The 26,152-nt window shown below is 48.2% G+C and carries 31 protein-coding genes and 1 riboswitch; of the genes, 8 read left to right on the top strand and 23 right to left on the bottom strand.

Annotated features, from left to right (window positions below; translation table 11 throughout):
- Nucleotide 1: 1 nt before the first annotated feature.
- Nucleotides 2–364, bottom strand: a complete 363-nt coding sequence (locus GQ671_RS05975; protein WP_160654140.1) for a HesB/IscA family protein — start codon at nucleotides 362–364, stop codon at nucleotides 2–4.
- A 53-nt stretch (nucleotides 365–417) separates the two neighbouring features.
- Complete coding sequence (locus GQ671_RS05970) at nucleotides 418–681, bottom strand: YuzB family protein (RefSeq protein ID WP_160654137.1); 264 nt, start codon at nucleotides 679–681, stop codon at nucleotides 418–420.
- A gap of 103 nt (nucleotides 682–784) precedes the next feature.
- Here GQ671_RS05970 and GQ671_RS05965 point away from each other — a divergent pair, with 103 nt between their 5' ends.
- A complete protein-coding gene (locus tag GQ671_RS05965) occupies nucleotides 785–1,843 on the top strand; it encodes an NAD(P)/FAD-dependent oxidoreductase (RefSeq protein ID WP_160654134.1) in 1,059 nt (352 codons plus the stop codon).
- A gap of 43 nt (nucleotides 1,844–1,886) precedes the next feature.
- On the opposite strand, the gene GQ671_RS05960 is transcribed toward GQ671_RS05965, so the two are convergent.
- On the bottom strand, nucleotides 1,887–2,129 hold the full coding sequence (locus GQ671_RS05960) for a NifU family protein (protein ID WP_145284074.1): 243 nt from the start codon (nucleotides 2,127–2,129) through the stop codon (nucleotides 1,887–1,889).
- Between the two features lie 98 nt (nucleotides 2,130–2,227).
- Between GQ671_RS05960 and GQ671_RS05955 the strand changes: the two genes are divergently transcribed.
- Entirely contained in the window at nucleotides 2,228–2,536 is a 309-nt protein-coding gene (locus GQ671_RS05955) for a YuzD family protein (protein WP_160654132.1), read from the top strand.
- Nucleotides 2,537–2,575: 39 nt separating this feature from the next.
- On the opposite strand, the gene GQ671_RS05950 is transcribed toward GQ671_RS05955, so the two are convergent.
- From GQ671_RS05950 to GQ671_RS05935, 4 genes are all read right to left on the bottom strand, one after another.
- Nucleotides 2,576–3,118: a biotin transporter BioY gene (locus tag GQ671_RS05950; RefSeq protein WP_160654130.1), complete on the bottom strand. Its 543-nt coding sequence runs from the start codon at nucleotides 3,116–3,118 to the stop codon at nucleotides 2,576–2,578.
- A gap of 117 nt (nucleotides 3,119–3,235) precedes the next feature.
- Entirely contained in the window at nucleotides 3,236–4,192 is a 957-nt protein-coding gene (locus GQ671_RS05945) for a 2-hydroxyacid dehydrogenase (protein WP_160654127.1), read from the bottom strand.
- Nucleotides 4,193–4,996, bottom strand: coding sequence for a TIGR01457 family HAD-type hydrolase (locus GQ671_RS05940; protein ID WP_246153178.1), 804 nt, complete (start codon nucleotides 4,994–4,996; stop codon nucleotides 4,193–4,195).
- Nucleotides 4,947–5,378, bottom strand: coding sequence for a DUF86 domain-containing protein (locus GQ671_RS05935; protein WP_160654122.1), 432 nt, complete (start codon nucleotides 5,376–5,378; stop codon nucleotides 4,947–4,949). Before GQ671_RS05935 ends, GQ671_RS05940 begins: the two co-directional genes overlap by 50 nt.
- 88 nt (nucleotides 5,379–5,466) lie before the next feature.
- Between GQ671_RS05935 and GQ671_RS05930 the strand changes: the two genes are divergently transcribed.
- Nucleotides 5,467–5,733 (top strand): DUF3055 domain-containing protein, encoded by a 267-nt coding sequence (locus GQ671_RS05930; RefSeq protein WP_160654119.1) that lies wholly within the window; start codon nucleotides 5,467–5,469, stop codon nucleotides 5,731–5,733.
- 49 nt (nucleotides 5,734–5,782) lie between these two features.
- Here GQ671_RS05930 and GQ671_RS05925 read toward each other — a convergent pair whose 3' ends face one another.
- From GQ671_RS05925 to GQ671_RS05900, 6 genes are all read right to left on the bottom strand, one after another.
- The gene (locus tag GQ671_RS05925; protein ID WP_160655014.1) at nucleotides 5,783–6,205 is read right to left on the bottom strand and encodes a YutD family protein; all 423 of its coding nucleotides are present in this window, start codon (nucleotides 6,203–6,205) and stop codon (nucleotides 5,783–5,785) included.
- A 4-nt stretch (nucleotides 6,206–6,209) separates the two neighbouring features.
- Nucleotides 6,210–7,130, bottom strand: a complete 921-nt coding sequence (gene lipA / locus GQ671_RS05920; RefSeq protein WP_160654117.1) for a lipoyl synthase — start codon at nucleotides 7,128–7,130, stop codon at nucleotides 6,210–6,212.
- Nucleotides 7,131–7,266: 136 nt separating this feature from the next.
- A complete protein-coding gene (locus tag GQ671_RS05915; RefSeq protein ID WP_160654115.1) occupies nucleotides 7,267–8,859 on the bottom strand; it encodes a Na+/H+ antiporter NhaC family protein in 1,593 nt (530 codons plus the stop codon).
- Between the two features lie 81 nt (nucleotides 8,860–8,940).
- A riboswitch (Lysine riboswitch) is annotated at nucleotides 8,941–9,103 on the bottom strand.
- A 48-nt stretch (nucleotides 9,104–9,151) separates the two neighbouring features.
- The gene (locus tag GQ671_RS05910) at nucleotides 9,152–10,468 is read right to left on the bottom strand and encodes a bifunctional metallophosphatase/5'-nucleotidase (RefSeq protein WP_160654112.1); all 1,317 of its coding nucleotides are present in this window, start codon (nucleotides 10,466–10,468) and stop codon (nucleotides 9,152–9,154) included.
- 10 nt (nucleotides 10,469–10,478) lie between these two features.
- A complete protein-coding gene (locus GQ671_RS05905; protein WP_160654110.1) occupies nucleotides 10,479–11,300 on the bottom strand; it encodes a sulfite exporter TauE/SafE family protein in 822 nt (273 codons plus the stop codon).
- Nucleotides 11,301–11,375: 75 nt separating this feature from the next.
- On the bottom strand, nucleotides 11,376–12,224 hold the full coding sequence (locus GQ671_RS05900) for a DUF72 domain-containing protein (protein ID WP_160654107.1): 849 nt from the start codon (nucleotides 12,222–12,224) through the stop codon (nucleotides 11,376–11,378).
- 51 nt (nucleotides 12,225–12,275) lie between these two features.
- Here GQ671_RS05900 and GQ671_RS05895 point away from each other — a divergent pair, with 51 nt between their 5' ends.
- Complete coding sequence (locus tag GQ671_RS05895; protein WP_160654105.1) at nucleotides 12,276–12,980, top strand: ABC transporter ATP-binding protein; 705 nt, start codon at nucleotides 12,276–12,278, stop codon at nucleotides 12,978–12,980.
- The gene (locus GQ671_RS05890) at nucleotides 12,977–13,738 is read left to right on the top strand and encodes an ABC transporter permease (RefSeq protein WP_160654101.1); all 762 of its coding nucleotides are present in this window, start codon (nucleotides 12,977–12,979) and stop codon (nucleotides 13,736–13,738) included. The genes GQ671_RS05895 and GQ671_RS05890 overlap by 4 nt, the downstream gene beginning before the upstream one ends.
- Before the next feature lie 61 nt (nucleotides 13,739–13,799).
- Here GQ671_RS05890 and GQ671_RS05885 read toward each other — a convergent pair whose 3' ends face one another.
- Nucleotides 13,800–14,357 (bottom strand): thioredoxin family protein, encoded by a 558-nt coding sequence (locus tag GQ671_RS05885; protein ID WP_160654099.1) that lies wholly within the window; start codon nucleotides 14,355–14,357, stop codon nucleotides 13,800–13,802.
- A gap of 129 nt (nucleotides 14,358–14,486) precedes the next feature.
- Here GQ671_RS05885 and GQ671_RS05880 point away from each other — a divergent pair, with 129 nt between their 5' ends.
- On the top strand, nucleotides 14,487–15,428 hold the full coding sequence (locus GQ671_RS05880; protein WP_160654096.1) for an EamA family transporter: 942 nt from the start codon (nucleotides 14,487–14,489) through the stop codon (nucleotides 15,426–15,428).
- 17 nt (nucleotides 15,429–15,445) lie between these two features.
- Here GQ671_RS05880 and GQ671_RS05875 read toward each other — a convergent pair whose 3' ends face one another.
- Genes GQ671_RS05875 through GQ671_RS05865 form a run of 3 tightly spaced genes read right to left on the bottom strand, consistent with a single transcriptional unit; the run spans nucleotide 15,446 to nucleotide 18,264 of the window.
- Nucleotides 15,446–16,378: a prenyltransferase gene (locus GQ671_RS05875; protein ID WP_160654094.1), complete on the bottom strand. Its 933-nt coding sequence runs from the start codon at nucleotides 16,376–16,378 to the stop codon at nucleotides 15,446–15,448.
- Between the two features lie 21 nt (nucleotides 16,379–16,399).
- Nucleotides 16,400–16,726 carry a hypothetical protein gene (locus tag GQ671_RS05870; RefSeq protein WP_160654091.1) on the bottom strand — a complete coding sequence of 109 codons (327 nt, stop codon included), beginning with the start codon at nucleotides 16,724–16,726 and terminating at the stop codon, nucleotides 16,400–16,402.
- On the bottom strand, nucleotides 16,723–18,264 hold the full coding sequence (locus GQ671_RS05865; protein ID WP_160654088.1) for an NAD(P)H-hydrate dehydratase: 1,542 nt from the start codon (nucleotides 18,262–18,264) through the stop codon (nucleotides 16,723–16,725). Before GQ671_RS05865 ends, GQ671_RS05870 begins: the two co-directional genes overlap by 4 nt.
- A 295-nt stretch (nucleotides 18,265–18,559) precedes the next feature.
- Here GQ671_RS05865 and GQ671_RS05860 point away from each other — a divergent pair, with 295 nt between their 5' ends.
- Nucleotides 18,560–19,093: a M15 family metallopeptidase gene (locus GQ671_RS05860; protein WP_160655011.1), complete on the top strand. Its 534-nt coding sequence runs from the start codon at nucleotides 18,560–18,562 to the stop codon at nucleotides 19,091–19,093.
- Between the two features lie 219 nt (nucleotides 19,094–19,312).
- Nucleotides 19,313–19,867, top strand: a complete 555-nt coding sequence (locus GQ671_RS05855) for a M15 family metallopeptidase (protein WP_160655009.1) — start codon at nucleotides 19,313–19,315, stop codon at nucleotides 19,865–19,867.
- A gap of 68 nt (nucleotides 19,868–19,935) precedes the next feature.
- On the opposite strand, the gene GQ671_RS05850 is transcribed toward GQ671_RS05855, so the two are convergent.
- The 6 genes from GQ671_RS05850 to sufC all read right to left on the bottom strand — a co-directional run bounded on the left by GQ671_RS05850 (nucleotide 19,936) and on the right by sufC (nucleotide 26,091).
- Nucleotides 19,936–20,805, bottom strand: coding sequence for a YitT family protein (locus GQ671_RS05850; protein ID WP_160654085.1), 870 nt, complete (start codon nucleotides 20,803–20,805; stop codon nucleotides 19,936–19,938).
- Between the two features lie 82 nt (nucleotides 20,806–20,887).
- A complete protein-coding gene (sufB, locus tag GQ671_RS05845; protein WP_160654083.1) occupies nucleotides 20,888–22,285 on the bottom strand; it encodes a Fe-S cluster assembly protein SufB in 1,398 nt (465 codons plus the stop codon).
- A gap of 5 nt (nucleotides 22,286–22,290) precedes the next feature.
- A complete protein-coding gene (sufU, locus tag GQ671_RS05840) occupies nucleotides 22,291–22,743 on the bottom strand; it encodes a Fe-S cluster assembly sulfur transfer protein SufU (RefSeq protein ID WP_160654080.1) in 453 nt (150 codons plus the stop codon).
- Entirely contained in the window at nucleotides 22,733–23,953 is a 1,221-nt protein-coding gene (locus GQ671_RS05835) for a cysteine desulfurase (RefSeq protein ID WP_160654078.1), read from the bottom strand. Before GQ671_RS05835 ends, sufU begins: the two co-directional genes overlap by 11 nt.
- Before the next feature lie 21 nt (nucleotides 23,954–23,974).
- A complete protein-coding gene (gene sufD / locus GQ671_RS05830; protein WP_160654075.1) occupies nucleotides 23,975–25,291 on the bottom strand; it encodes a Fe-S cluster assembly protein SufD in 1,317 nt (438 codons plus the stop codon).
- A 14-nt stretch (nucleotides 25,292–25,305) separates the two neighbouring features.
- On the bottom strand, nucleotides 25,306–26,091 hold the full coding sequence (sufC, locus tag GQ671_RS05825; protein ID WP_160654072.1) for a Fe-S cluster assembly ATPase SufC: 786 nt from the start codon (nucleotides 26,089–26,091) through the stop codon (nucleotides 25,306–25,308).
- Nucleotides 26,092–26,152 lie beyond the last annotated feature (61 nt).

Genomic DNA, 26,152 nt, shown 5'->3' with positions numbered 1-26,152 from the left:
ATCAGCAATCCGGCTGGGGTGTTCCGGCGTTCGACTCCGTTCTGAATGATGAGCCGCAGCCACAGGAGAGTGTTGCGTTCGGATTTTCAATTGTAAAGCCGCCGCCCATCAGCGACTGCTTGAAATCTATTACAGTCCCATCGATGACAGGAATGTCATACTTGTCGAGCAGTACTTTGACACCATGGAACTCGTATACTTCGTCGTTTTCGGATTTTTCCATTTCTGCTCCCATGCCATAGGTCAGCCCTGTGCAGCCGCCACCCTGGACCTTGAATCTGAGATAGCCTTCTGCCATGTCGTTGCCTTCCAGCATATCGCGCACTTCGTATGCCGCACTTTCGGTCAGAGTTATATGAGACATTTCATCACCTCTTCTAACTTTTTGATTATATTAATTATAAAGTAAATACCGGACTAGTTCAAATCATCAGTCCAATCCTCAATCTGGCTCTGGTTCCTGTCTATTCTCCTATAGACCTTCTCAAGCAGCTTCTCCGGTGTCATCGCGCTGACGATCTCGCCGTCCACAAGTACAAAGAATGCCTTGCTGCATAGGCCGCAGCTATTCAGGCATCCGTAGTCCAGTACATCGATTTCCGGGTCCTCATCCAAAGTGCGATACACCGCTTCGGTCCCCTTAAGCATGTTCGATGAACAGAACTCCACAAGGGTAAACATTGCAATCCCTCTTTCTCAGTATTATTACCTGCATCGATTGTAGTTTATACTGTTAAACATTATAATGAAAGTAATAGAATTTCTAAACAAGGCGGTACTGACTATGAAAAACATTGTGTGTCTCGGAGGCGGGTATGGCAATATGCGTTTCATTCAGCGCATTCTGCCCAAATTGCCATCCGACTCTACTATTACGCTCGTTGACAAAAACCCGTTTCACGGGTTGAAGACAGAATATTACGCACTTGCTGCTGGAACAAAAAGTGAAAAGAAAGTCCGGGTGGACTTTCCGGATGATGATAAGGTCAATATTGTATATGATACGATCAAAAGCATCGATCTCGAAGGAAACAAGGTCATTCTCGAAAACCGGACGCTCGGCTATGACACACTCATCATCGGACTCGGCTGTGAAGACAAGTACCATGACGTCCCGGGCGCCAGTGAATATACCTACAGCATCCAGACGTTAAGGCAATCCCGTGCCACCTACGAGAAGATCGGTTCATTGAGCCCGGGTGCCAAGGTCGGCATCATCGGTGCCGGACTCAGCGGTATCGAGGTGGCCAGTGAACTGCGGGAAGCCCGCAGCGACCTCACCATCAAGCTGTTCGACCGTGGCGACCGCATTCTGCCGATGTATCCGGCACGTCTCAGCGCCTATGTCAAAAGATGGTTCGATGAAAATGATGTTGAAGTCATTCCGAATTCCAACATAGTCAAGGTCGAAACAGACAAGGTCTATAACAATAATGACTCCCAAGACCTTGATATGATCATCTGGACAGCGGGTGTACAGCCGGCGGAAGCAGTACGCGGGATGCCGGTCGAATTCGGAGCCGGCGGCCGTGTTGTCCTTAACCAGTACCATCAGATTCCAGGTTTCGAAAATGCCTATGTCGTCGGTGATTCCGCAGCACTCGAGCACGCCCCTTCCGCACAGGTGGCAGAAGGCCAGGCGGAGCAGATTGCAGAAGTCATCGATACGCTTATAAAGGAAAAGCCACTTCCGTCCGAGATGCCGGAAATAAAGATGCAGGGCATTCTCGGTTCACTCGGCTCGAAGGAAGGGTTCGCCTATCTCAAGGAACGGACCGTTACAGGCCGCATTGCACGCATGCTCAAAAGCGGTGTGCTGTGGATGTACAAGCTCGGCAATTAAAGAACAGCCCCCGCCATTGGCGGGGGCTGTTCTCGTATATGGTCTAGAATACCTGCTCGACTTCCACAAAACCTGGTACTTCCTCAAGCAGTGCACGTTCAATGCCTGCTTTAAGCGTAATGGTAGAACTTGGGCAAGTGCCGCAAGCACCAAGAAGGCGCAGCTTGACAATACCATCTTCTACATCCACGAGTTCACAGTCTCCGCCATCTCTAAGTAGGAACGGACGCAATTTATCAAGTACTTCATCGACTTGTTCAAACATTGTATCTTGGCTAGTAGTCATGAAATTCACTCCTTATTCTTTCGTACGCAAATGATCATATGTATATTATAATGGATATGAAAAGAAAAATCCATCATCTGAAAGGCGGATGTTATTCTATGAAATATGTGATCAACGTCTATGGACGTGATGTCATCTGTGCCAGTTGCGTCAATGCGCCAGGATCAAAGGATACCTATGAATGGCTTGAAGCGGTCCTCACGCGGAAGTATCCTGAAAACGACCTGAATTTCAGCTATATCGATATCGATCGGAATGACAATCTTTCCGACTTTGACGAAAGCATCATCGAACGCATCAATGATGATGAACTGTTCTATCCACTCGTCACTATAAATGATGAAATTGTTCAGGACGGTCATGTGCAGCTGAAGCCGATCCAGAGATTGATGGAAAGCCAGGCATGAGCCTTGCCACTGGAATATCCAGTGGCTTTTTTCGTTCAGTCAGCTGCTTGCAAGATCAAGGCCGCGTGCATGCAGTGTACGCGCAAACAGGCTGGTGAGCACGGCGACTACGATGTCCTTCACTATGAATGGCAGGACCGCCACTTTGAAGGCTTCAACTGCACTCACAGGTGTTCCGATAACACTATTCATGATGAAAATGAAATACAGGAACCCGATCAGAAAGACCGCGAACAGCGCGATCAGCGTAAAGCTGACTGTACCGGCAAGCGGAGTCCTATAGGCAGTGCCAAGTCCTGCAAAAAAGGCAGCTGGTATCAGGCCGATTATGAATCCGAATGTTGGAGAGACAACTGTTGCGAGACCACCGCCACCGGCAAAGACCGGCAGGCCGACAAGCCCCATGAGCAGATAGACGAGCGCGCTCATTGCACCAAGTTTCGGTCCGAGAAGCAGACCTGCAAGAAGTGCCATCGGTACCTGGAATGTTACAGGTACAGGACCGATCGGCAGTCGGATCTGTGCACCGACCGCAATCAATGCTGCAAATAGAGCGATGTAGACCAGATGTTTTGTTGACATGGAATCCCCTCTTTTCTAATTAGAATACCATCATAACATCGATCGCATCATTTGTTAACTTATTTTTATTTAAGGTTGACAATTGCTGTGAGAATAAAGCCCCCTTAGGGGCGGATCCTACTTCACAGGCGTGATCGGCTTGCCGCCGTTCAATACTTCCATTACGTTGTTGACACACAGGTTCATCATGTTATTCCTCGTATCGACTGAAGCACTGCCGATATGCGGCAGCAATGTCATGTTGTCCATGCCGACAAAAGGATGATCCTTGCCGATCGGTTCGTTTTCAAATACATCCAGGGCGGCACCTCTGATCTGGCCCTGTTCTACCGCTTCGGCAAGGTCTTCTTCAACTACATGGGCGCCCCGTCCGATATTGATGAAGAATGCACTCTCTTTCATGCGCTCGAACGCCGCCTTATCAAAACGGTACTTCGTCTCGTCCGTCAGCGGTGCTGCACATAATATGAAGTCGGAAGCGGACAGCAGATCGTCGAATGAAACGAATTCTGCTCCAAGAGAGTCACCGAGTTCGGACTGGCTGCGGTTATGATAGAGTACTTTCGTACGGAAACCGCTCAGTCTTCTGGCGAACGCCGCTCCAATCGAACCCATGCCGAATATGCCCACTGTTTTGCCGAATATATCGGTGCCGGCCATATGGTATGGGCTCCATCCGGACCATTCACCTGCCATCAGCTGACGGTTCGCCTCAAGCACCCGGCGGGCAGATGTAAGCATCAGGGTGAATGCCAGCTCTGCAGTCGTTTCTGTCAGGACGTCCGGCGTATTTGTAATGATGACTTTGTGCGCCCTCGCCGACTCGAGGTCGATATTGTCATAGCCGACCGCAAGATTGGCCACAACTTTCAGATTTTGTGCATTCGACAGCATCTCTTCATCGACCTTATCACTGAGCATGGCCAGTACACCATGAGCATCCGATGTCTCTTCAAGGAAGCGTTCGCGTGGCATCGGTTTTTCTGCTTCGTTCCATACAACCACCTCAAAGTCCTTTTCAAGCTTCTGGATCATCGTCGGATTGATCTTTCGGGTGATTACGATCTTCTTCATCTATTCCACACTCCATTCACTCAGTTGATTGATCATGTATTCAGGCTGTCTGGCCTGTTCCTTAACCTCTTCTGCAGAAGTGACACCAGTATTGACGTGGAGCGTATCCACGCCATTGTCGAGCCCGGTCCGGATGTCCGTATCATAATTGTCACCAACAAGCAGAACGCGCTCCTTTTGCAGCCCAAGCGCCCGGACCGCCGCTTCAAGGATGATGCCTTCAGGCTTGCCGATGACGATCGGGTCCACATCGGTCGTGCTTGCGAGTACGGAGACGAGGGAGCCATTTCCAGGCAGGAACCCTTCATCACTCGGGAACTTCCTATCCGGATTGGTCGATATGAAAGTTGCACCTGCTGAAATCAGACGGGCACCGAGTGCCAGTTTCTCATAGGTAAGCGCTGTATCGAGCCCCATCACGACAAAATCCGGCTTATCATCTGTAATCACACAACCCACTGCTTCGAGAGTCGATTTCAGACCATCCGAGCCGATGACGTGAACCGATGCCCCTGGTGCCTCCACTTCCAGATAGGCTGCTGTCGCCATGGCGGATGTATAAAGTGTCTCCGGATGGATATCAAAACCCATGTCGATCAATTTCTTCGCGGCCTCTTCCTGTGTTTTGGTTGCATTGTTGGTCAGAAAGACGTAGGGGATATGTGCTTTATTCAGTCTGTCTACAAAGTCGATGGCACCGTCGATGACCGTATTTCCATTATACATCGTTCCATCAAGGTCGATCAGATATCCGTCATACTTCATGCTGGTCACCTCGAAAAGCTGTAATTGCCTGACCTTCATTTTCAAAGAAGCTGAAGACATTTCTCCTATAGTCCTGATAGGCTGATAGATGTTCCAGAAAATTGATCTTCATCTCTTCATGATCAAGTTTCGTGTAGTTGCGGGTCAGTTCGCTGCGCCATTTGAATGTTGTCTGGAAATGCCGGTTGTCCGACTCCGGTATGACCCCTTCATTTTCCATGATATCCATGACATCCTTATAGCTGCCGGGATCACGCAGGATGAATGCATCTATGATCATGTTGCCGACATCTACGACTGCTTCAATCAGCATATGGCATGACCGCTCAAGAGCAAGACCATCCCTTTCTTCAAATGCCTCTGTCAGAAGCTCTATATAATCCAGACGTTCAATCAGTACGTCCTTATCTACAAAATACATTCTTTAACACCCCTATCATCGTTCTTTTGTAACTCTCTCAATAATATGATAGCATAATTCCAGTACACTTGAACTGGAGGCGAACTCTTTGATCGACTTCTTTCTTTATGATGAATCGGAAGATACGAATACACGCTATGTCAGCTTCGTCGGAGAGCACTCCCGATATGACCTGGCCATCATCCAGACCGACCGCTACTTCGGCAAAAGTCTGGTACTGAACACCCAGAGCAGCAAGTTCGGCATCATCGGGGCCGATGATCTCGAAGAGGAAGGGTATATTGCCCATATACTCGGGCTTAGTGACGAGGAGGCCGCCGAAGTGGAGGCGTTCCTCTCGGAAATCATCGTCTGATGAATATTAAAAATCAAGCCTGCATTCCCTTTCTGGGAATGCAGGCTTTTTACTGTTCGTCCGTATGCTGGCGCGCAGCAAGTGTTCTGCTATTTGTCGGTCTGGGTTCGTTTTCTTCGTACGCTTCTTCATTTTCCACATCATCCACCGGTGCATCAGCAGGTTCGTCCGACTCCTCTTCGCGCTCTTTCATTTCCGTTTTGGAAATCTTTCGCAGGACGAAGTAGGCACATCCGAAGTTGCAGTATTCATAGAGATAGTCCTCAATGGCACTATACTTCTTGTCCCGCTCGACCTTCTTCTTATTGTCCCTGTAGAAGCCGGTCAGCCTCAGCTTTTCGTAGCCGATGTCTCCGACAATATAATCATACTTGTTGAGCACTTCGCTGTATTTGCTGTCAAACTGTGTTTCATCAAAAGCATCCCGGTAGTTCTCGACCAGTTCGAAATTCATATGGTCCACCGTAATCATAGTTCTACTCACCTTTCAATAGTTCATCGCCTTTGGCCTGCTTCGCCTTGGCCGCTTCATTCACCTGCTCATCGGCATGGTAGCTTGAACGCACCATCGGTCCTGCCTGACAGTGTTTGAAACCTTTTTCCATCGCCACTTTTCTAAGTTTGCCGAATTCGAGTGGTGTATAGTATTTCTCGACTTTAAGATGTTTTCTCGAAGGCTGCAGATACTGTCCGATTGTCATGATGTCCACATCATGTGCTCTCAGATCGTCCATTGTCTGGTGGATTTCCTCCACCGTCTCCCCCAGACCGACCATCAGACTCGATTTAGTCGGTATTTCAGGACACATCTCTTTGGAACGCTGCAGGAATTCAAGCGTCCTGTGATACTTCGCCTTTGCACGCACTCTCGGCGTCAGACGCTCGACGGTTTCGATGTTGTGATTCATGATATCAGGTTTCGCATCTATCAATGTCTTCAGACTATCATACTCGCCGCCCATGTCGGATGGCAATACTTCGATGGTCGTAAACGGGTTCTTCTCGCGCACTTTTCTCACAGTTTCTGCATAGACGGCGGACCCGCCATCTTTGAGGTCATCTCTCGCCACTGCAGTGATGACCACATGCTTCAAGTTCATCAGCTGGACGGATTCCGCCACACGGTTCGGCTCATCCCAGTCGAGCTCATTCGGGAGGCCGGTCTTTACAGCGCAGAATCTGCAGGCACGTGTACATACCGCACCAAGTATCATGAAGGTCGCTGTACGGCGCTCTCCCCAGCACTCATGGATATTCGGACACTTCGCCTCTTCACACACGGTATGCAGGTTCTTCTCCCGCATCATCTTCTTCAGACCGGTATAGTTCTTGTTCGTATTCAGCTTGATCTTCAGCCAGTCGGGTTTTCTCAGAATCTCTTCGTTTTTTGTGGCCATGGCATAATGCCCCCTTATGTAGATGTCATACTCATATTATCATAATTATAATGGCAAAGTAGGAAAAATTTAAATTGTTAAAATTATTGGATGAATAAAAAACCTCCACTCGGAAGTGGAGGTTTTACAGCTGATATTATGATTGTGCATTCCTTCTGGCAATCGGCGTATAGACGACTTTCGCTATGATGAAGACCAGTATGATCAGTACCAGCAGTACACCAAGAGACAGCAGAAGGCTTGATGTCAGTCCGAGGACCAGATAGCCGACAAGCGCAATCAGTGCAGATCCGACTGCATATGGCAGCTGTGTCATGACGTGGACGATATGATTGCACCCTGCACCTGTCGAGGACAGGATGGTGGAGTCGGATATCGGTGAACAGTGGTCTCCGAATACCGCTCCGGCCAGTACAGCTGCGATGCTTGGCAGCAGCAGGTCCGTTTCACCGAGAGAAATCATGATTTCACCGGTGATCGGAATCAGAATACCGAAAGATCCCCAGCTCGTCCCTGTTGCCAATGCCATCAGACAGGCCACTGCGAAGACAACCGCAAGCAGGGCACCGGTCGGCAGGCTGGAGCGTTCGACCATGGCGCCGAGCAGTTCCCCTGTGCCAAGCTGACCGATCAGATCCCCGATCATCCAGGCCAGTGTCAATACGAGGATGGCCGGGAACATCGCCATGAAGCCGGTCTTTACACCAAGCCAGATCTCGCTCCGGCCGAAATCATTGTCGTGACGTGTATCCTTGAAGAAGTAGAACAGGCTGAGTGCCAGACCGACGATGCCGCCGATGACAAGCGAATGTGTGACAAGTGTATTTTCGAAAATGCTGAAGATATCCACGGAGCCGCCAGTCATTGCGCCTGTAATGAACATCGCTGTGATGACAGTCAGCGCAAGACCGAGAATCGGGATGATCAGCGCTTTCGCCGAGCCATCCTGATGCACCGGGAGTTCCTCATCCGTTTCTCCAGGTACTTCCCGGGGGTTTTCAACGACCCGTCCTTCATTGAGTGCCAAAGCTTCATGCTTGCGCATTGGACCGATATCAAATCGTGTAGCAATGACAATGAACATCATTGCGATGGCCGTCAATACATAGAAATTCATTGGAATCATGTAGACGAACGCCTGGAATGGCGAAATGGCAACGAGACCTGCTGCTGTGAGAAGCGGTGCCACAAGCCCCATGATGCCGGCCCCCCAGCTTGATATCGGTGCGATGACGGAAACCGGTGAAGCGGTCGTATCGATCAGATAGGCAAGCTTTGCCCGCGAAACGTTGTATTTGTCAGTAAGCGGTTTGGCCACCTGGCCGACGATCAGTGCACTGAAGTAGTCATCGATGAAGACGATGATGCCGAGCAGTGCTGTTGCGAAGTTTGCTCCTCTGCGGGACTTGACCTTTGTCAGCGCCCACGCAGTGAACGCCTTGGCGCCACCTGACATGTTGATGAAAGCTGTCATGATACCGAGCAGACTGAGGAAGATCAAGATGAAGGCGTTCCATGTATTGATGGCACCATCATCGATAAAAATCATGGCAAAGCTGCTCCATATTATTCCTAAGGTTTCAAGGATGCCTGCACCGGCAACGACAAATGCCGAAGTGATGATGCCAACACCAAGACTGATTCCCACTTTGCGCGTCAGTACCACAAGTACCAGTGTGAGCAGTGGTGGGATGAGGGAGATGTACTCCCAGTTAAGTATATTTTCCATATATATCCTCCTGAAAATTATTTGGACTACAAAAAAGACATCACAGCAGCATTACAGAATCAGCCACCATGACGTCTTTCACCAGGTTGTAGCGCATCATCGCAATGACAGTGCCAAGCCTGTTCGACCTGACCCCAGAACATCACCCCGCCGGGCGCATCCTTCGGCAACTGCTCCTTTCCATGAGTTCAAAGCATGCCTGCTCCCCCATGTACTCCTAGCCGTTGCGACCTCTACTTTTTCGTTCTTCAATTGTTATAGAATATTATAGCATATATTGCATGTTTTTCAACTACAATTCCGAGCCGTAGATCTTGACGATATCCCTCAGGAATTCAGGCATCTTGTACACTTTCTTCGAGTATCGGAACTGAGGGAATATCCTGCCGAATGTATACATGTCCAATGTACCGAGCGTATAGTGCCTGCGGTCCTTGATCACTTCTCCATTGATGTAGTACTCCCGTTCGGACTGGACGTAGCCGATATTCTCGGCAACAAAGCAGCCGAATATATCACCTCTGAAACCAAGCCCCCGTATGATCTCATCCTTGAATTCGTGCTGGGATGCCTGGTTGAAGATTTCTTTCAGTTCCCGTCCTGTCAGCTCGATCTGGACCGTGTTGATGGCATGGGGCAGAACTTTGTGCAGATCATATTCCGTCAGCGTGCCGCCCTCGAACGACTTCACAATGAGACCCGTATGGACCAGACCTACATCGCTGTCTGTAAACAGGCGGACCATGCGGGCGAGCGATGTGATGAAACTGCTCGTAGAATAGAGTCTGCGTTCAATCGGTGCAGCGGAATCCTTGATGACAGTGGACAGCATGTCCCGGCCGATTTCGTAATAATGATCATCGCTGCTGGTAAGCAGGTCCGTGTCATAAAGGTGGGCACGCTTGCCGACAAGCTGCTTCCCTTCAAACTCGAGCGTCACCTCGCCGACATAGTCACCGTAGCGTCCGGCAGCTGCAAGAAGCGTGTCGCCGATCCATTCGCCCTGTTCAAAGTAGTGATGGGTATGCGAACTCAATATGACGTCTATTTCAGGGAACATCATCGCAAGCGATTCATCGTCATACCTGCCCAGATGGCTCATCATGACAATGCAGTCGACTTCTGTATTGATTTCGCGGATCGCCCTGAGAATCCAGTCGAAGCTCTCCGACACTTCCCAGCCGAGTGCCTTGTAGAAAGGCGTGAATTCGACGGTGGCCGCAATGAACCCGAACTTGATGCCGTTGACCTCTTTGATGACATACGGTTTGAAGTAGGGATCCTCACCGCCCACTTCGCGCAAGTTGGCGCAGATGACGTCGAAATCCGCATTATCATACAGGGCTTTGAGATCATCCTTCTGCAGCGTGATGCCTTCATTATTACCGATGGTCGCCACTTCGCATCCAGCTTCATTAAGTATGTCGATATTGCCCTTGCCGAGTGTCGCTTCGGTATAGGGATGCGATCGGTCGACATGATCTCCGAGGTCGACATACATCATATTATTCTTATGCTGACGTTTTTTATTGTGCAGAAAGTCTTTAATTTTCAAGTAGTTGTATAGATGACTATGAATGTCATTTGTATGGAAAAGCTTCACTTCCATCGAATCACCTCTATATGATGGTCTGTAGAATCATGTATACGCCAAGCAGCAGCAGAACAGTACGCAGCACGACAACCATTGTATCGGAATTGAAACGCCGATTGATCGATACACCGATCTTGGCACCGATGAAGGCTGCTGGAACGATGAAGAGCGCGTACCAGAAATCCACATTGCCCTGCAGCACATGGCCGACGGCAGCTGCTGATCCGGAAAAGAAGACCATCATCATGCTCGTTCCGATGGCGATGGATGCCGGCATGCGGAATACGAGCAGCATGAGCGGTGTCATCAGCGCCCCACCACCTATACCGAAGAGGCCTGTGAAGAAACCGACGATGAATGTTGAAATAATGGCGATATATGCAGGAAAACCATAGTGGTGGACATCACCCATATTGTCAACGTGCGGCTCCATATAGCGTTCGTTCTGAAAGATGGAAATCGGTTTGATCCTATCCCTTATGATAAGCAGTGTGCTTAGAAAGATCAGAAATATGCCAAAGTAAAGGTTGAAGCTGTCAATAGTGAAGAACTGGCTGGCGTAGGATCCTATGAAAGCACCGGGCATGATGCCGATAAGAAACCGCAAGCCATTTTTCATATCGACCTGGTTGCTCCGTCCATAGGAGATCATTGCAGACAGGCCGATGACAATCAGGACGAGACTTGAAGTACCGACGGCACTCTGGGGGGTGATGCGTTCCAGTATTCCTGCATTGATACCAAAGAAAATGAGCAACGGTACAATGATGACGCCACCACCGATGCCGACCAGGGCACCCAGGGTCGATGCAAGAAGTCCGATCAGTATGAGGATGATGTATTCCATTCGTATTACTCCTTTAGAGAACCAGAAGATTCTGGTCGTAGTTATCCCTCGGAATTTCCCCTTTGTCTTGATACACTAGAATAATTTCAACTGTTTCGGTGACAGCCCGTCATAGCGTATCCCCATCAGTGCCATGAGATCCTGGGCGTTGCCTGCGGCATGTCCGCCGGAGTTGTTGTTGAAAACGATATAGATATCCTTGGTCTTATGCTTCAGAATTTCGATCTGTTTCCTAAGCCATTCCAATTCTTCTTTGTTATAATCATATAGATATCTCACGTTGCGCCATTCCTCGCTGGTGCGGTCCTTCTGAGTCCACCCATGTACATTACGCCCATGGAGCCTGATGAAGGCCGTCCGATTTGTCACGCGGTTGACAAAGGGAATGCTGCCCATCCCAGCCTGGGGTTCATCACAGATGCTGTGGATGATATTATTAGCGTCGAGAAATGACAATGTCTCTTCCCGGTACTGTTCCTGGAACCATGTCTGGTTCCTGAACTCGACGGCCACCTTGTATGGCTGAAGCTGCTCTGTGGCGTATTTTACATAGCGGATGTTCTTGTGGTTGCAGTCGAACCATGGAGGAAACTGAAGAAGGACGAAGCCGAGTTTGCCTGCCTTGTCCATCGGGCGCAGCATGTCACGGTACGCACTGAAGACATCCTTGATGGAATCATAGTGGTCGCGATAGTCACTGTGTCCGGTCATGTACTGGTGGGCTTTGACAACAAATTTGAATTTGTCCGGTGTTTCATTACACCACTTTTCAACTGTTGATGTACGCTGGATGGCATAATAGGTGGAATCCAGCTCAACAATCGGAAAATAGCCGGCGTATGTAGCCAGTTTATCTTTTTTATTTGAAAGGTCCGCATAGAGATCGTGATGATCTCCCCAGCCTGTCAATCCAATATAAATCATAAAAATCACCTTGCTTTATTGTAACACAACTTTTAAGGAGCACACTTCAATATGAGTATAATCGAATTTGAAAATGTAAGCCATCAGAACATCCTCCATGATATCAGCGGCCACTTCAATGAAGCCAGAATTACAACTTTTGTCGGCCCAAGTGGTGCAGGCAAGACGACATGTCTGAAGCATATCAATGGTCTCCTGTCCCCGGATTCCGGCAATATATTCTTCAAAGGGAAAAACATCCAGGATATGGATATGATTGAACTGAGAAAGCGCATCGGCATGGCTTTTCAGAGTGCACCGATGATCGGCGGCACAGTATATGACAACCTCAATCTGCCGAAAGCCATATTCAATGAAAAGCTGCCGCAGGACCGCGCAGTAGAGCTGCTGCATCGTGTCGATCTCGGAGGCATTCCACTGGATCAGAAAATCAAGTCACTGTCCGGTGGTGAGAAGAGCCGCGTGTCGATTGCCCGCACGCTTGTCAACCGTCCCGAAGTTCTGCTGCTGGATGAAATCACCGCAAGCCTCGACTACCGCATGGTAAAGGAAGTGGAGCGCCTCATTATCAGACTGCAGCGCGAGTACAATGTCACTGTCATCTGGATCACCCACGATCTTGATCAGGCCCGGCGTGTCAGCGATGACATGTGGTTTCTCGCAGGCGGGAAACTCATCGAATACGGGGATGCTTCATTCATTGATGACTCCGACAATCCACTCATCAAAAAATTTCTCGAGGGGGAAGCACTTTGACATACGCACAGCTCTCCCTGTCACTCATATTCATCGCCATTCCACTTGGACTGGCCCTGGTGCTGAAACTGGGACTGGAAAAAGATATCATCATCGCGACCGTCCGGTCGATCATACAATTGCTGATCATCGGCTATATTCTAACATTCGTGTTCGAAAGTGATGATCCAATCTTCATCATCCTGATGATCCTGCTGATGATCGCTGCAGCAACACAGAATATCATTAAAAAAGGAGACGGCATCCCGGGCATCACCTGGATGATCGTCCTCACCCTTGTCGTTGTGGAAGTCGTGACGATGGGCATCATGCTCGGATTCGGCATCATCCCATTCGTCCCGGAGGAAGTCATCCCGATCAGCGGAATGGTCATCGGCAACTGCATGGTACTCTCCCTTCTATTCCTGAATAAATTCAAAGATGAAGTCGACCGCAGTGACGAGACCATCGAACTCATACTTTCCATGGGGGGAAAGCCGAAAGTGGCCGTCGATAAAAGTCTGAAGTCCGCCATACAGACCAGCATGATACCGACGATCGAAGCACAGAAGACGATGGGTCTCGTCCAGCTTCCGGGTATGATGAGCGGACTGATCATCGGCGGTGCCGATCCGATGGAAGCTGTCATGTACCAGCTTCTGATCCTGTTTCTGCTATTGACCACAGCCGCCATGTCATCCGTCATGGTCGGATATCTGGCCTACCCGAAGCTTTTCAATGAAAAAATGCAGTTCATCGGACTGCAGTATAGGAAATAAGGCTGGCTTAAAGATCAAAAGAGGTGCCCCGGGCGGGGCACCTCTTTTGTCATGCTGTCATTCAGATATTTTTCTCAAGCTTCTCCTTGATGCTTCCATAAGTCTCATGCCACATTTCCTCATCGCTGACAAAACGCGCTGTCAATGTTTTGATGGCTTCTTTGAATGCTGCATCATATTCCGGTGTTTCTTTATCCGGCAATCCACCCATCAGCTGATCGACTGCGTTTTGGACCGCTTCTGCACGTGGCCTCCAATGCGTGACTTCTTCGCCATTTTCATCTATAAAAATGAATATTGGAATGGAGCGTGATTTGCCGTTGGTCAAGTACTGGTCCATGAGTTCCAGGTTGCTGTCCCTCAGAATCATGCGTACCTGCATGTGGCTCTTCTCTGCAAGATGAAGCAGGATGGGGATATTCATCATGGCATCCCCGCACCAGTCCTCTGTAATCGCAATCACTCGGAGAGACCGTGCTTCAAGGCGACGGAAAAAGTCATTGTCTTCCGGGATCTGGAACTTGTCGTATACTTTCTGCAAGTTCTGCCTGTGCTGTGCCATGCCTTCTTTATACGTTTCAGTTACGATTGCCTGATCGTACCAATGATCAAGTGCCATTCTTTTCTCCTCCAATGTCTATATCATGCCCCCAGTATAGCATGAGAGCGTCGTAGACGTTTATTGCTGGGCATTGAATTCCCGGACGGTTTCGACTATTCTTTTGATAATGGGAAAGGAGACATATGTATGACAACTGGATCGAAACATATTCGTGGTCTGATTTTTGTTCTGATTGGCGCTACGTTATGGGGAATAGGTGGAACGGCCGCCGACTACATATTCAGGAATACGCCGGTTACCGTGGAATGGTATGTTGCCTTCAGGCTCACTGTGAGCGGCATCATTCTTCTTGCTGCGTACTGGCTATTTTCAAGAAAGCAGCAGCCGGTTCGTCTGGACCGGCGCACCCTCGCCATGCTCGTCATCTACAGCCTATTCGGAATGACGATGGTCCAGTATTCGTTCATGGCAGCGATCGGTCATGGTAATGCAGCCATTGCCACAGTACTTCAGTATACCGGTCCCATCTACATCATTCTATGGCTGGTCATACGCAAATTTTCAAAATGGAGTTATGCCGATGGACTCATCATCATCGCCATGATTGCGGGTGTCATACTACTTGCTACAGACGGCAATTTTTCAGCACTCATCGTTTCTCCCCCTGCGCTCATATGGGGACTGATATCGGGTGTGGCACTCTCCTACTATACCCTTCATGCACAGATACTGCTCTATCGTCTGCATCCGCTTCAGCTCGTCGGTGGGTCTATGTTCATCGGCGGTATTGTAATGAACTTCATTCATCCTCTCTGGCAGTTCGACCGTGAATTCGAGTGGACCGCAGCTTTGATCATGATTCTGCTTCTATCAGTAATGATTGGAACCACGCTGGCTTTTCTTCTATATATCAGCAGTCTGAAGCATATCTCATCAAAAGAAGCAGGCATTCTCGGGACATTGGAACCTGCATCAGCAGTCGTCAGTTCCGTCTTATGGCTGAACATCAGCATAGGCTGGTATCAGATTCTGGGCATTGCCATCATACTCGGAATCGCCCTATTCATCTCTGTGGGTCGTAAAGACAAAACAAACAAGGAAGACATTCCGGATCCACAGGATTCATGATTCATACAGCGGCTCTTCTACATGGTCGGGAATAGGCCGAGCCATATTGCTGTTGCCATCGCAAGCAGCAGAAGCACTTTTTCGTATGCCGTGACCTGCTCCACATTATCCACATCTATCTTCAGAACCATGTAGATTCCATATCCGAGCAGGAGCAATGTACCGACTGCTGCAACCGGACGGTCCCAGATGACCGAGATTGCCAGCAGGCCGACAATGATCAGATAGAGCAGTGCCGGTGTCGGGGCTGCTTTCATGCCGAATTTCTTTGCCGCCCACACGACAGTCGTCTGCTTCGTCGGTGTGGCATGCCGATCGGCTTTTATATCAGGTACATGATGGATCATGACCCAGGCCATGCACCATAGTGCATTGATCAGTGCATTCTGCCATGCCCATAGTGGAATGCTGTCCAGCATGAGCCATGGCGCCGCAAGGCCGAGCAGCAGAATCGATGGGAAGAGGCTCAGCCATTCACCAAGAAACGGCCGGTATGCAAAGCGGAAAGGTTTCAGTGAATAGCTGATCGCCCCCCACAGCCCGACAATTGTAAGTATCGCGAGTTCCATCTGTCCAAATATGATGAAGAGCGCAGCTGCGATCAGCAGGAGCAATGTAACAGCGATCCCGATACGCACCATCATGTTGAAGGACATGACGCCGTTCTGCAGTACTCGGCTGCCACCGGAAAGCATACCCGGACTCTCCTGATCTGTTCCTGATTTAAAGTCTACAATATCGTTGAATACATGTGTCAGTACCCCATGGACAAGCAGCGCACCGACTACCAGCAGCAGAAACAATAGGAAAAGATCGACCTTTGATATATCATAACCGAATGCCAACGGCAGTACGGTCGATATGATGGTCGCAATGCTTGATGTCACTACGGCAACTACCCTGAGCAGCATGCCGAACCCCTTTAGACTGAATGATTCCTGTTTTTCCATAACCTTACCCCTTTCGTCCTCTTACGTCGTTTCCTGTTCCATCTTTTCCAATGCACGCTCAATCTCACGCTTCCAGCGTTTTCTGCCATTGACGACGAATTGCAGTGACTCACCGTCCTGCAAAATGATTTCCAGACCGTTCGGAATCGGAATCATCTTCATCATGTGGTGGCTGATCAGATTGACTGATGCCACATCCCACAGAGCGATTTCCGTCTGTCTTCTGTTCAGATTCATGGCATGTGGCATATGATATATATGTTCAGAGGTCAAGTGCAGCTTACCGCCGACTGCCACACCATTTCTGAAAAGGTTGCCGTTGCCGCTTTTGATTGCCTTCTCCTTCATCCATTCCCCTCCAGCTGTTTAAGCACTTTCCTGCTCGATGCAATGATATCATCCGGCGTCACCCCATAATGTGAACAGTCGATTGCCGCCTGTTCTCCTGAAGCAGCATGGAGATAAACAGCTGCTCGCATCGCATCATCTGGTGCTGCACCTTGTGCAAGGAAGGCAGTGACCATGCCTGTGAGAACATCTCCACTGCCACCTTTGGCCAGAGCATCGTTCCCGAGCGGATTCACCCATGTGCCATGCGGCGTCGCTACAATGGTACGGTGGCCTTTAAGCACGAGATTCACATTATGCTCGCTGGCAAAACTTTGGGCGATGTCCAATCGATCCGCTTCCACTTCAGCTACAGATCTGCCGGTCAGGGTTGCCATTTCACCAGGATGTGGTGTCAGAATGACCGGGCCTTTATAACGGTCCAGCAGCTCCAACTGGTCTTTTACATGGAAAAGCCCGTCCGCATCGATGACGACCGGCTGTTCATCAAGATGGCCGATGATATCCCTGATGAGTTCCGGTCCCTGGTCGAAACGACCCATGCCGGGTCCGATGGCCACTGCAGTCACTTTTTCAAAAAGTGCTTCTTCGACCCCCGCTCCGGTGAAATGGCCGGACTCACTCGGCAGAGTACGGACGAGTGCAGTCTGATTCTGGCTGGCAATGACCGGATATACCTCTTCAGGGATGACCAGCGTGGATAGACCTACGCCGCAATGGAATGCTGTATGTGCACTGTAGATCGGTGCACCGACAAAGGGTTTCGAGCCGCCGAAGACAAGTGCATGGCCAAACGTTCCCTTATGTCCGAACTGCGGCCTCTTCGGCAGAGACGCTGTTGCAAGTGCCCGGGTAATGACTTCCGGCAGATTCATCTCCAGATCATCCGCCAGTCCTTCCGGTACGGAGATATTCTTCACCTGCCAGTTGCCGATTACAGATGGACCATCCTGCAGGAAGAATCCGAGCTTCGGCATTGTAAAAGCGTATGTCTCATCTGCTTCAACTGCTACATTTTCCACTTTTCCTGTGTTGCAGTCGAGTCCCGAAGGTATGTCGACTGCAATGACATGGAAATCATGCGAATTCACTTGCTCAATGATCTGATTGAGTGGCTCCCTTACCGCACCTTTCACGCCTGTACCGAGCATCGCATCAACCAGTACTTCCGATTGCTTCAGTGTTTCATCCAGACTCGACAACCCTTCTTCCATCAGATGAAGGGATAGTTTGCGCCGCGTATGAATCTGGTACTGTGTCCTTGCATCCCCTTCGAGCTTTTCCTCGTCCGCAAGCAGCCAGACGTCAGGTGTGTATCCGGCATCGAACAGCCTTCTGGCAATGACAAAACCATCCCCACCGTTATTTCCACTACCGACCAATACGGTGATATGTACAGATTGATCCGGATATGACCGCATGATTTCTTCAGCAATCTGATTGCCGGCAATTTCCATCAGTACCGCACCGGAAATACCAATTTCCTTCATTGCGTATCTTTCGATTTCAAGCATCTCTTCCCGACCTGCAATCTTCAATGTAACCCTCCATTCAGTCTTTATGTCATTATACCCTTATTTCTGGAAAATAAATAATCCCCCTGAAATTCCTGCTATCAAGATCAGACCCTTGCCGCATGCTGGTCATACCCGTCTAAGGACAGTTGAATATTAGAGAAATATTACAGGGGAATTAATGTTTCTTTTCAAATCATGAAAACAGGTTCTGAAAATCTTTCGGAGATGCTATGATAGCAAAGTTGCATTTTAAATGAGATATTACACAAATGAGGAGATGGACCATTCCATGCTAAGTAGACTCAAACCCCTATATATGATGTTTTTCAGTTTTATTTCACTGACAGGCATGCTGTTCGCTGATCTGGATACTGTTGCTGTAGAAGAGAAAGGTGAGAATACAGACAAGGTGGAACTGGATTTTGAAGAAATGCCCGATGCACTCCACCCTGAAGTAGAAAAGAAAGCCGAGGCACTCGAGGAAAAGGCAAAAGAGAAAGACATTAAAATTACGATAACATCCGACTTCCGTTCCTTTGAAGAACAGGATGCGCTATTCAGCAAGGGCAGATCACTTCCCGGTGAAATCGTTACAAACGCCCGTGGCGGGGAATCCTATCACAATTATGGCCTCGCCATCGACTATGCAATCGAAGCGGATGGGGAAATCATCTGGGATGTTGAATATGACGGCAATGACAACGGGAAAGCCGACTGGTTGGAAGTGGCTGACATCGCCAAGGATCTTGGTTTCGAATGGGGCGGAGACTGGGAGTCTTTCAAGGATTACCCACACCTCGAAATGAATTTCGGCTACTCCATCCGTGAGCTTCAGAAAGAATATAGATAGCAATCCCAATATAACGAAATGATGAATGGTGCACTGGTATATAATATGCCAGTGCTTTTATTTTGCAACGAGAACACTTTTTGAAATAAAAATTGTTAATTTTCTCAAAATAATATTACAATTGTATTACCATTTAAGGCTATTTATTGAAAACTGGTGCTGCAATGGTATGGTAAGGAGGCAAGTCAAATTTACATATGAAGGAGAAAGATAATGCTTATGAAAAAGAACATCAAATCTCTATCTGCAGTACTTGTCGCACTGTTAGCCGTATCGAGCTTCATCCTGACAGCGACTGAAACTGTTTCAGCTGAGCAGTGGAATGAAAATACATATGAAACGCCCGAGCCGGATGGTCTGCACCCGATTGTTGCAGAGCACGCGGAGATCCTTAGGCAGAGAGCGGCCCAGATCGGTATCGTCATCAGATTTACAGATGGTTTCCGTTCTTTTGAAGAACAGGATGCACTCTTTGCACAAGGACGCACTACTGCAGGTAATATTGTAACGAACGCCCGCGGCGGACAATCCTATCACAACTATGGTCTTGCAGTCGACTATGCAATTGAAGTCGGTCCAAACGTCATCTGGGATATCGAGTACGATGGCAACGGTAATGGCAGATCAGACTGGTTTGAAGTTGCACAGATCGCCAAGGAACTCGGATTCACCTGGGGCGGCGACTGGGAAAGTTTCAGGGACTACCCGCACCTGCAGATGGATTTCGGCTACTCCCTATATAATCTGCAGACAGGCAACCACTACCTGTACTAGAAAAATACATGATGAAACCCACAACGATGAAGTTGTGGGTTTTTAATATGGTCTGATCTGAGTAAACCTTACTGATTAATATCCTGCTTTATAAACGAACCTTTTCTCACATCGGCTACATCATACACAGCAAGAAAAGCTTGTGGATCGAGTCTGGCGATTATCTCTTTCAACTTCTGTTCTTCCAACCGGTTAATGATGCAAGTGACTTGCGTGAGTTTCGTTCTAGTGTAGCCACCATGGATTTCATTATAGGTACATGTCCTTCCAAGCTCTTCCCTTATCGTTTCAATAATTGGTTCAGGATGTATTGTGATGATGGTGAATGTTTTCGATCCACTGAGTCCTTCTTCAATTAAATGTATCACTTTCGAAGCGATAAAGTAGGCAATTGCTGAGAGTATGGCACCTTGAAATCCAAATACAGTAGAGACGAGCAAGAATACGAATGTATTCAGGAATAGAATCAAGTCGCTCGTTCCGAATGGCAATTTTCTCGAAAGCAGTACAGCGAACATGTCGATACCGTCAAGGGCACCACCATTACGCAACGCAATACCCATACCTAGACCGATGATGACACCACCAACCACAGTGATCAAAAGGGAATCCCCTTCGATAATGACCGGTATATGATGCATGATTGCAGTAAAGTACGCCAGGGATAGAATACCGACAACAGACAAGGCTGCAAACTTGGTACCAATCTGGCGGTATCCGAGCCAGATGAATGGAATATTCAAGATAGCAATCAAAAAACCGAGTGGTATGTCGAATAATGTGGAACCAACAATACTTATGCCGGTTACACCACCATCCGATACTTGGTTGGGAATAAGTACAGACTCAAGACCATAGGCCGTGATGAATGCACCAGCGATCACCATGACAACGCGACCAATAAAAATAAGAACCTGTTTTTTCGTAGAACTTTTCATGAATGTCAAACTTCCTTTTTTCTAGTTCATTTCTAACAAAAAAACTCCCTGCCACAGTGTGACAGGGAGTCCATTACTGTTATTAACCGATGGAGCCTTCCATTTCGAAGGAGATCAGACGGTTCATTTCAACCGCATATTCCATTGGCAGTTCTTTTGTGAATGGTTCGATGAAGCCCATGACAATCATTTCTGTCGCTTCGACTTCGCCGATACCGCGGCTCATGAGATAGAAGAGCTGTTCTTCGGATACTTTGGAAACTTTCGCTTCGTGTTCCAATGAGATGTTGTCATTCAGAATCTCATTATAAGGAATCGTATCTGAAGTGGACTCGTTATCCATGATGAGCGTGTCACATTCGATGTTGGAACGTGCGTTATCTGCATTTCTACCAAAGTGGACCTGTCCTCTGTAGGACACTTTACCACCTTGTTTTGCGATGGATTTGGAAACGATTGTAGATGATGTGTTCGGTGCCAGGTGGATCATCTTCGCTCCGGCATCCTGCAGCTGTCCTTTACCTGCAAGTGCGATGGACAGTGTCATGCCACGTGCGCCTTCGCCTTTTAGGAATACTGCCGGGTACTTCATGGTGATCTTGGAGCCGATGTTGCCGTCGACCCATTCCATTGTACCGTTGGCATCAACGAATGTACGCTTGGTAACAAGGTTGTATACGTTGTTCGCCCAGTTCTGGATTGTCGTATAACGGCAGTATGCATCTTTCTTGACGATGATTTCAACAACTGCTGAGTGCAGTGAATTCGTCGTGTAGACAGGTGCAGTACAACCCTCAACGTAGTGTACGCTGGATCCTTCATCACAGATGATCAGTGTACGTTCGAACTGACCCATATTTTCGGAGTTGATACGGAAGTACGCCTGCAGTGGCGTATCCAGTTTGACATTTGGTGGGCAGTAGATGAATGAACCACCGGACCATACTGCTGAATTGAGTGCAGCAAACTTATTATCCGTATACGGGATGACTGTCGAGAAGTATTCTCTGAAAAGATCTTCATTTTCATGAAGCGCAGTATCTGTATCCTTGAAGATGACGCCTTTGTCTTCGAGGTCCTTCTCCATGTTGTGGTACACAACTTCGGATTCATACTGTGCAGAAACACCTGCAAGATACTTTTGCTCTGCTTCAGGAATACCGAGTTTGTCAAACGTACGCTTGATTTCTTCCGGTACTTCATCCCATGAGCGTTCTGTGTTCTCGGATGGTTTTACATAGTATGTGATTTCATCGAAGTTGAGTTCGGAAAGGTCGCCACCCCAAGTAGGCATCGGCGTTTTATAGAAATGTTTCAGCGATTTGAGTCTGAAGTCGAGCATCCATTCGGGCTCTTCCTTCATTTTGGAAATTTCGCGTACAATTTCTTCTGTCAATCCACGATCTGAACGGAAAATAGATACGTCTTCATCATGGAAACCATATTTGTAATCCTCAATTTCCGGTGCTTTTTTAGCCATATAACTCACTCCTTATTATTATTGCTGTCTGAGGTTTTAACCCCTTTTTCAAGTGCTTTCCATGAAAGGGTTGCGCACTTGATGCGTGCTGGGAACTGGCTGACGCCCGACAGGGCTTCGATATCTCCCATGTCTTCGTTCATATCGTAATCTTCGCCCAGCATCATTCTGCTGAACTCGTCCCCCATGGCGAGTGCTTCGTCGACTTTCTTGCCAGTAATGGTTTCTGTCATCATCGATGCACTGGCAATGGAGATGGAGCAGCCTTCACCATCGAATTTGACGTCTTTAACAACATCATCGACGACATTCAATGTCAGACGGATACGATCTCCACAAGTCGGGTTGTTCATATCCACAGTCAGTGTGCCATCTTCGACAGTGCCCTTGTTGCGCGGGTTCTTGTAGTGGTCCATGATGACTGAACGATAAAGCTGGTTGAGGTTGTTAAAATTCATAAGAGAAAAACTCCTTCGTTCGCTTGAGCCCTTCTATAAAGACGTCAATCTCTTCTTTAGTATTGTATATATAGAAACTTGCTCTTGCAGTTGATGATACCTGAAGCCACTTCATCAGCGGCTGGGCACAGTGGTGGCCGGCCCTGACGGCAATCCCTTCACTGTCAAGGGCGGTGGCAAGGTCGTGTGGATGGACATCAGAAAGGTTGAAAGTAATCAGTCCGGCACGCTTGTCCGGGCCATAGATTTCGATACCTTCCATTGAACGCATGCGCTCGAGTGCATAGTCTACGAGTTCCTGCTCATATCCCAGAATGGTTTGTGGGCCGATTTCTTCGATGTAGTCGATTGCACGGGCAAGGCCGATCGCTTCGGCAATCATTGGTGTACCTGCCTCGAACTTGACCGGCAAGTCGGTCCATGTGGAAGTTCTGAGATCTACGAAGTCGATCATGTCTCCACCATATTCGATCGGCTCCATATCATCAAGCAGTTCGCTTTTGCCGTAGAGTACACCGATGCCTGTAGGACCAAGCATCTTATGGCCGCTGAATGCATAGAAATCAACATCCAGGTCCTGCACGTCCACTGACATATGCGGTACCGCCTGGGCACCATCAACGGAAATATAGGCATCATTCTTGCGGGCGATCCTGGCAATTTCCTTGATATCATTGATTGTACCAAGCACATTGGAGACGTGGGTGATGGCAACAATCTTCGTCTTTTCACCAATCGTCGCTTCCACATTCTCCATTGTAAACGTGCCGTCCGCTTCCATCGGAATAAACTTCAATTCCGCCTGCTTGCGCTTTGCCAGTTCCTGCCACGGCACAATATTGGCATGGTGTTCCATCTCTGTCACTACAATTTCGTCGCCTGGTTCGATGACCATGTCACCGAAACTGCGTGCGACAAGATTGAGTGCTGCAGTGGTCCCCCGCGTGAATATGATTTCCTCATAACGCTTGGCATTGATGAATGATCTTACTTTCATACGTGCCTTTTCGTAACCATCTGTTGCTTTTGTGCCGAGCGTGTGCACACCGCGGTGCACATTGGAATTGTATTCCTTATAGTAGGCAGTCATTGCATCTATTACAGGTGTGGGTGTCTGGCTCGTCGCTGATGTATCCAGGTAGACGAGTTCTTTGCCGTTGACCTGCTGATCAAGGATCGGGAAATCCTTTCTGACATTTTCGATATTCATGCGGGAAAACCCCTTTAAAGCTTATTTTGAGAGTACTTTCAACTCGATGACTTCCTTAAGTTGTCTTTTGACGGATTCAATCGGCAATGCACTGACTACCGGATCAAGGAAACCGTGGATGACAAGTCTTTCCGCTTCCTTCTTTGAAATGCCGCGGCTCATCAGGTAGAAGAGCTGGATTGGATCCACACGGCCGACGGAAGCTGCGTGGCCTGCTGTAACGTCATCTTCATCAATCAGAAGAATCGGATTGGCATCACCACGTGCTTTTTCACTCAGCATCAGCACTCTGGATTCCTGCTGGGCATCACTGCCTGCAGCACCATGCTTGATATGGCCGACACCATTGAAGATGCTGGATGCACTGTCTTTCATGACGCCATGCTTCAGAATATGTCCAATAGAGTCTTTTCCGTAGTGGATGATCTGTGTTGTAAAGTTGAGCTTCTGGTCGCCACGCCCTACAACAACAGTCTTCAGATTGGAGCTTGAGTTATCACCCATCAGATACGTTGTATTGTCATTGATGACATTGGAGTCATTCATCAGGCCAAGTGCCCAATCGAGCGTTGCATCTCTGCCGACGATACCGCGTCGGTTGATGTAGCCGGTAAATCCTTCAGCAAGGAAATCCACTGCACCGTAGTCGATTTTGGCATTGTCTTCGGCAATGACTTCGGAAATGATATTGATCTGCTCATTGGATTTATCGACTGTGGAAAGATAGTTCTCTACATAAGTCAGCTCGGAACCTTCGTCTGCCACGATAAGTACGTGATTGAAAAGGGAAGTCTTTTCGTCATCGTGCAGAACTACCATCTGTACAGGATCTTTGACCTGCACATCTTTAGGTACATATACGAACAGTCCACCATTGAGCATCGCTGTGTGATATGCTGCAAGTTTGTGCTCATCGATTTTGACACCTTCGGTCATGAAGTACTTTTCGACAAGCTCAGGATGATTTGCACTTGCTTCGATGATGTTTTCAATCACTACACCCTGATCGAGCAGTTCATCGGAAACCTGCAGGTACGCCGGTGTGTTGTTATGCTGTACATATACATTCTTCGTATGTTCAATGTCGAGCAGATTTTTTACTGATTCCGGCAGTTCTTCAAGAGAACCGTAGACTGCACTGTCTGTTACAGGCTGGGAAACAGTGAAGAAATCCCATTTATTTATTTTTGTCTTATCCGGTTTGGGCATTTCAAGGTTTTCAATAGTTGCCAATGCTTCTTTCTTCTTGCTGATGAGAAGTTCAGATTCTCCGCGTGATTCTGCACGGGAGATGACTTCATCAGCGTTAATAACAAATTCATTAACTTCAGTAGCCATGGTCATCCTCCTGTCTATTCTACATCTGCAGCGATAGTTTCGTCTTCAATGCCAAGTTCTTCCTTGATCCAGTCATAGCCTTCAGCTTCAAGGCGACGGGACAGTTCTTCACCGCCGGATTTTACGACACGTCCCTGCATCATGACGTGCACATAGTCAGGTGTGATGTAGTTCAGAAGACGCTGATAGTGTGTGATGATCAGTGCGCCGAATTCTTCGCCGCGGAGTTCGTTTATACCTTTGGATACGACTTTAAGTGCATCGATGTCGAGACCGGAGTCGATTTCGTCCAGGATGCCGAATTTAGGTTCGAGCATCATGAGCTGCAGAATTTCGTTACGCTTCTTCTCACCGCCGGAGAATCCTTCATTCAGGTAACGTGTTGACATGTCGAGATCCATTTCCAGATAGTTCATGTTCTTATCAAGCTTTTTGATGAACTGCATCAAGTTGATTTCGTCGCCCTCTTCACGCTGTGCATTGATTGCAGAACGGAGGAAGTCGGAATTCGTTACACCGGAAATTTCGGATGGATACTGCATGCCGAGGAAGAGACCTGCCTGCGCACGCTCATCCACTTCCATCTCAAGTACATTCTCTCCATCAAGCAGCACTTCACCTTGAGTCACATCGTATCTCGGGTGACCCATGATTGCCTGAGCCAGCGTGGATTTACCCGTACCGTTCGGTCCCATTACAGCATGGATTTCTCCCTGCCTGATTGTGAGATCAACACCTTTGAGTATTTCTTTGCCGTCTATTTCGACGTGTAGACCTTTGATTTCTAGAACAGAAGCCATTTATTAACCCTCCAACAGATAATTTATATAATATTCTCCATACCAGTTTATAATAATTATA

The organism is Salinicoccus hispanicus (genome assembly GCF_009831115.1).
In the GTDB taxonomy this organism is placed as follows: domain Bacteria; phylum Bacillota; class Bacilli; order Staphylococcales; family Salinicoccaceae; genus Salinicoccus; species Salinicoccus hispanicus.
The sequence above is the reverse complement of the archived record's forward strand: the minus strand, read 5'-3'. Positions and strand labels throughout refer to the sequence as shown.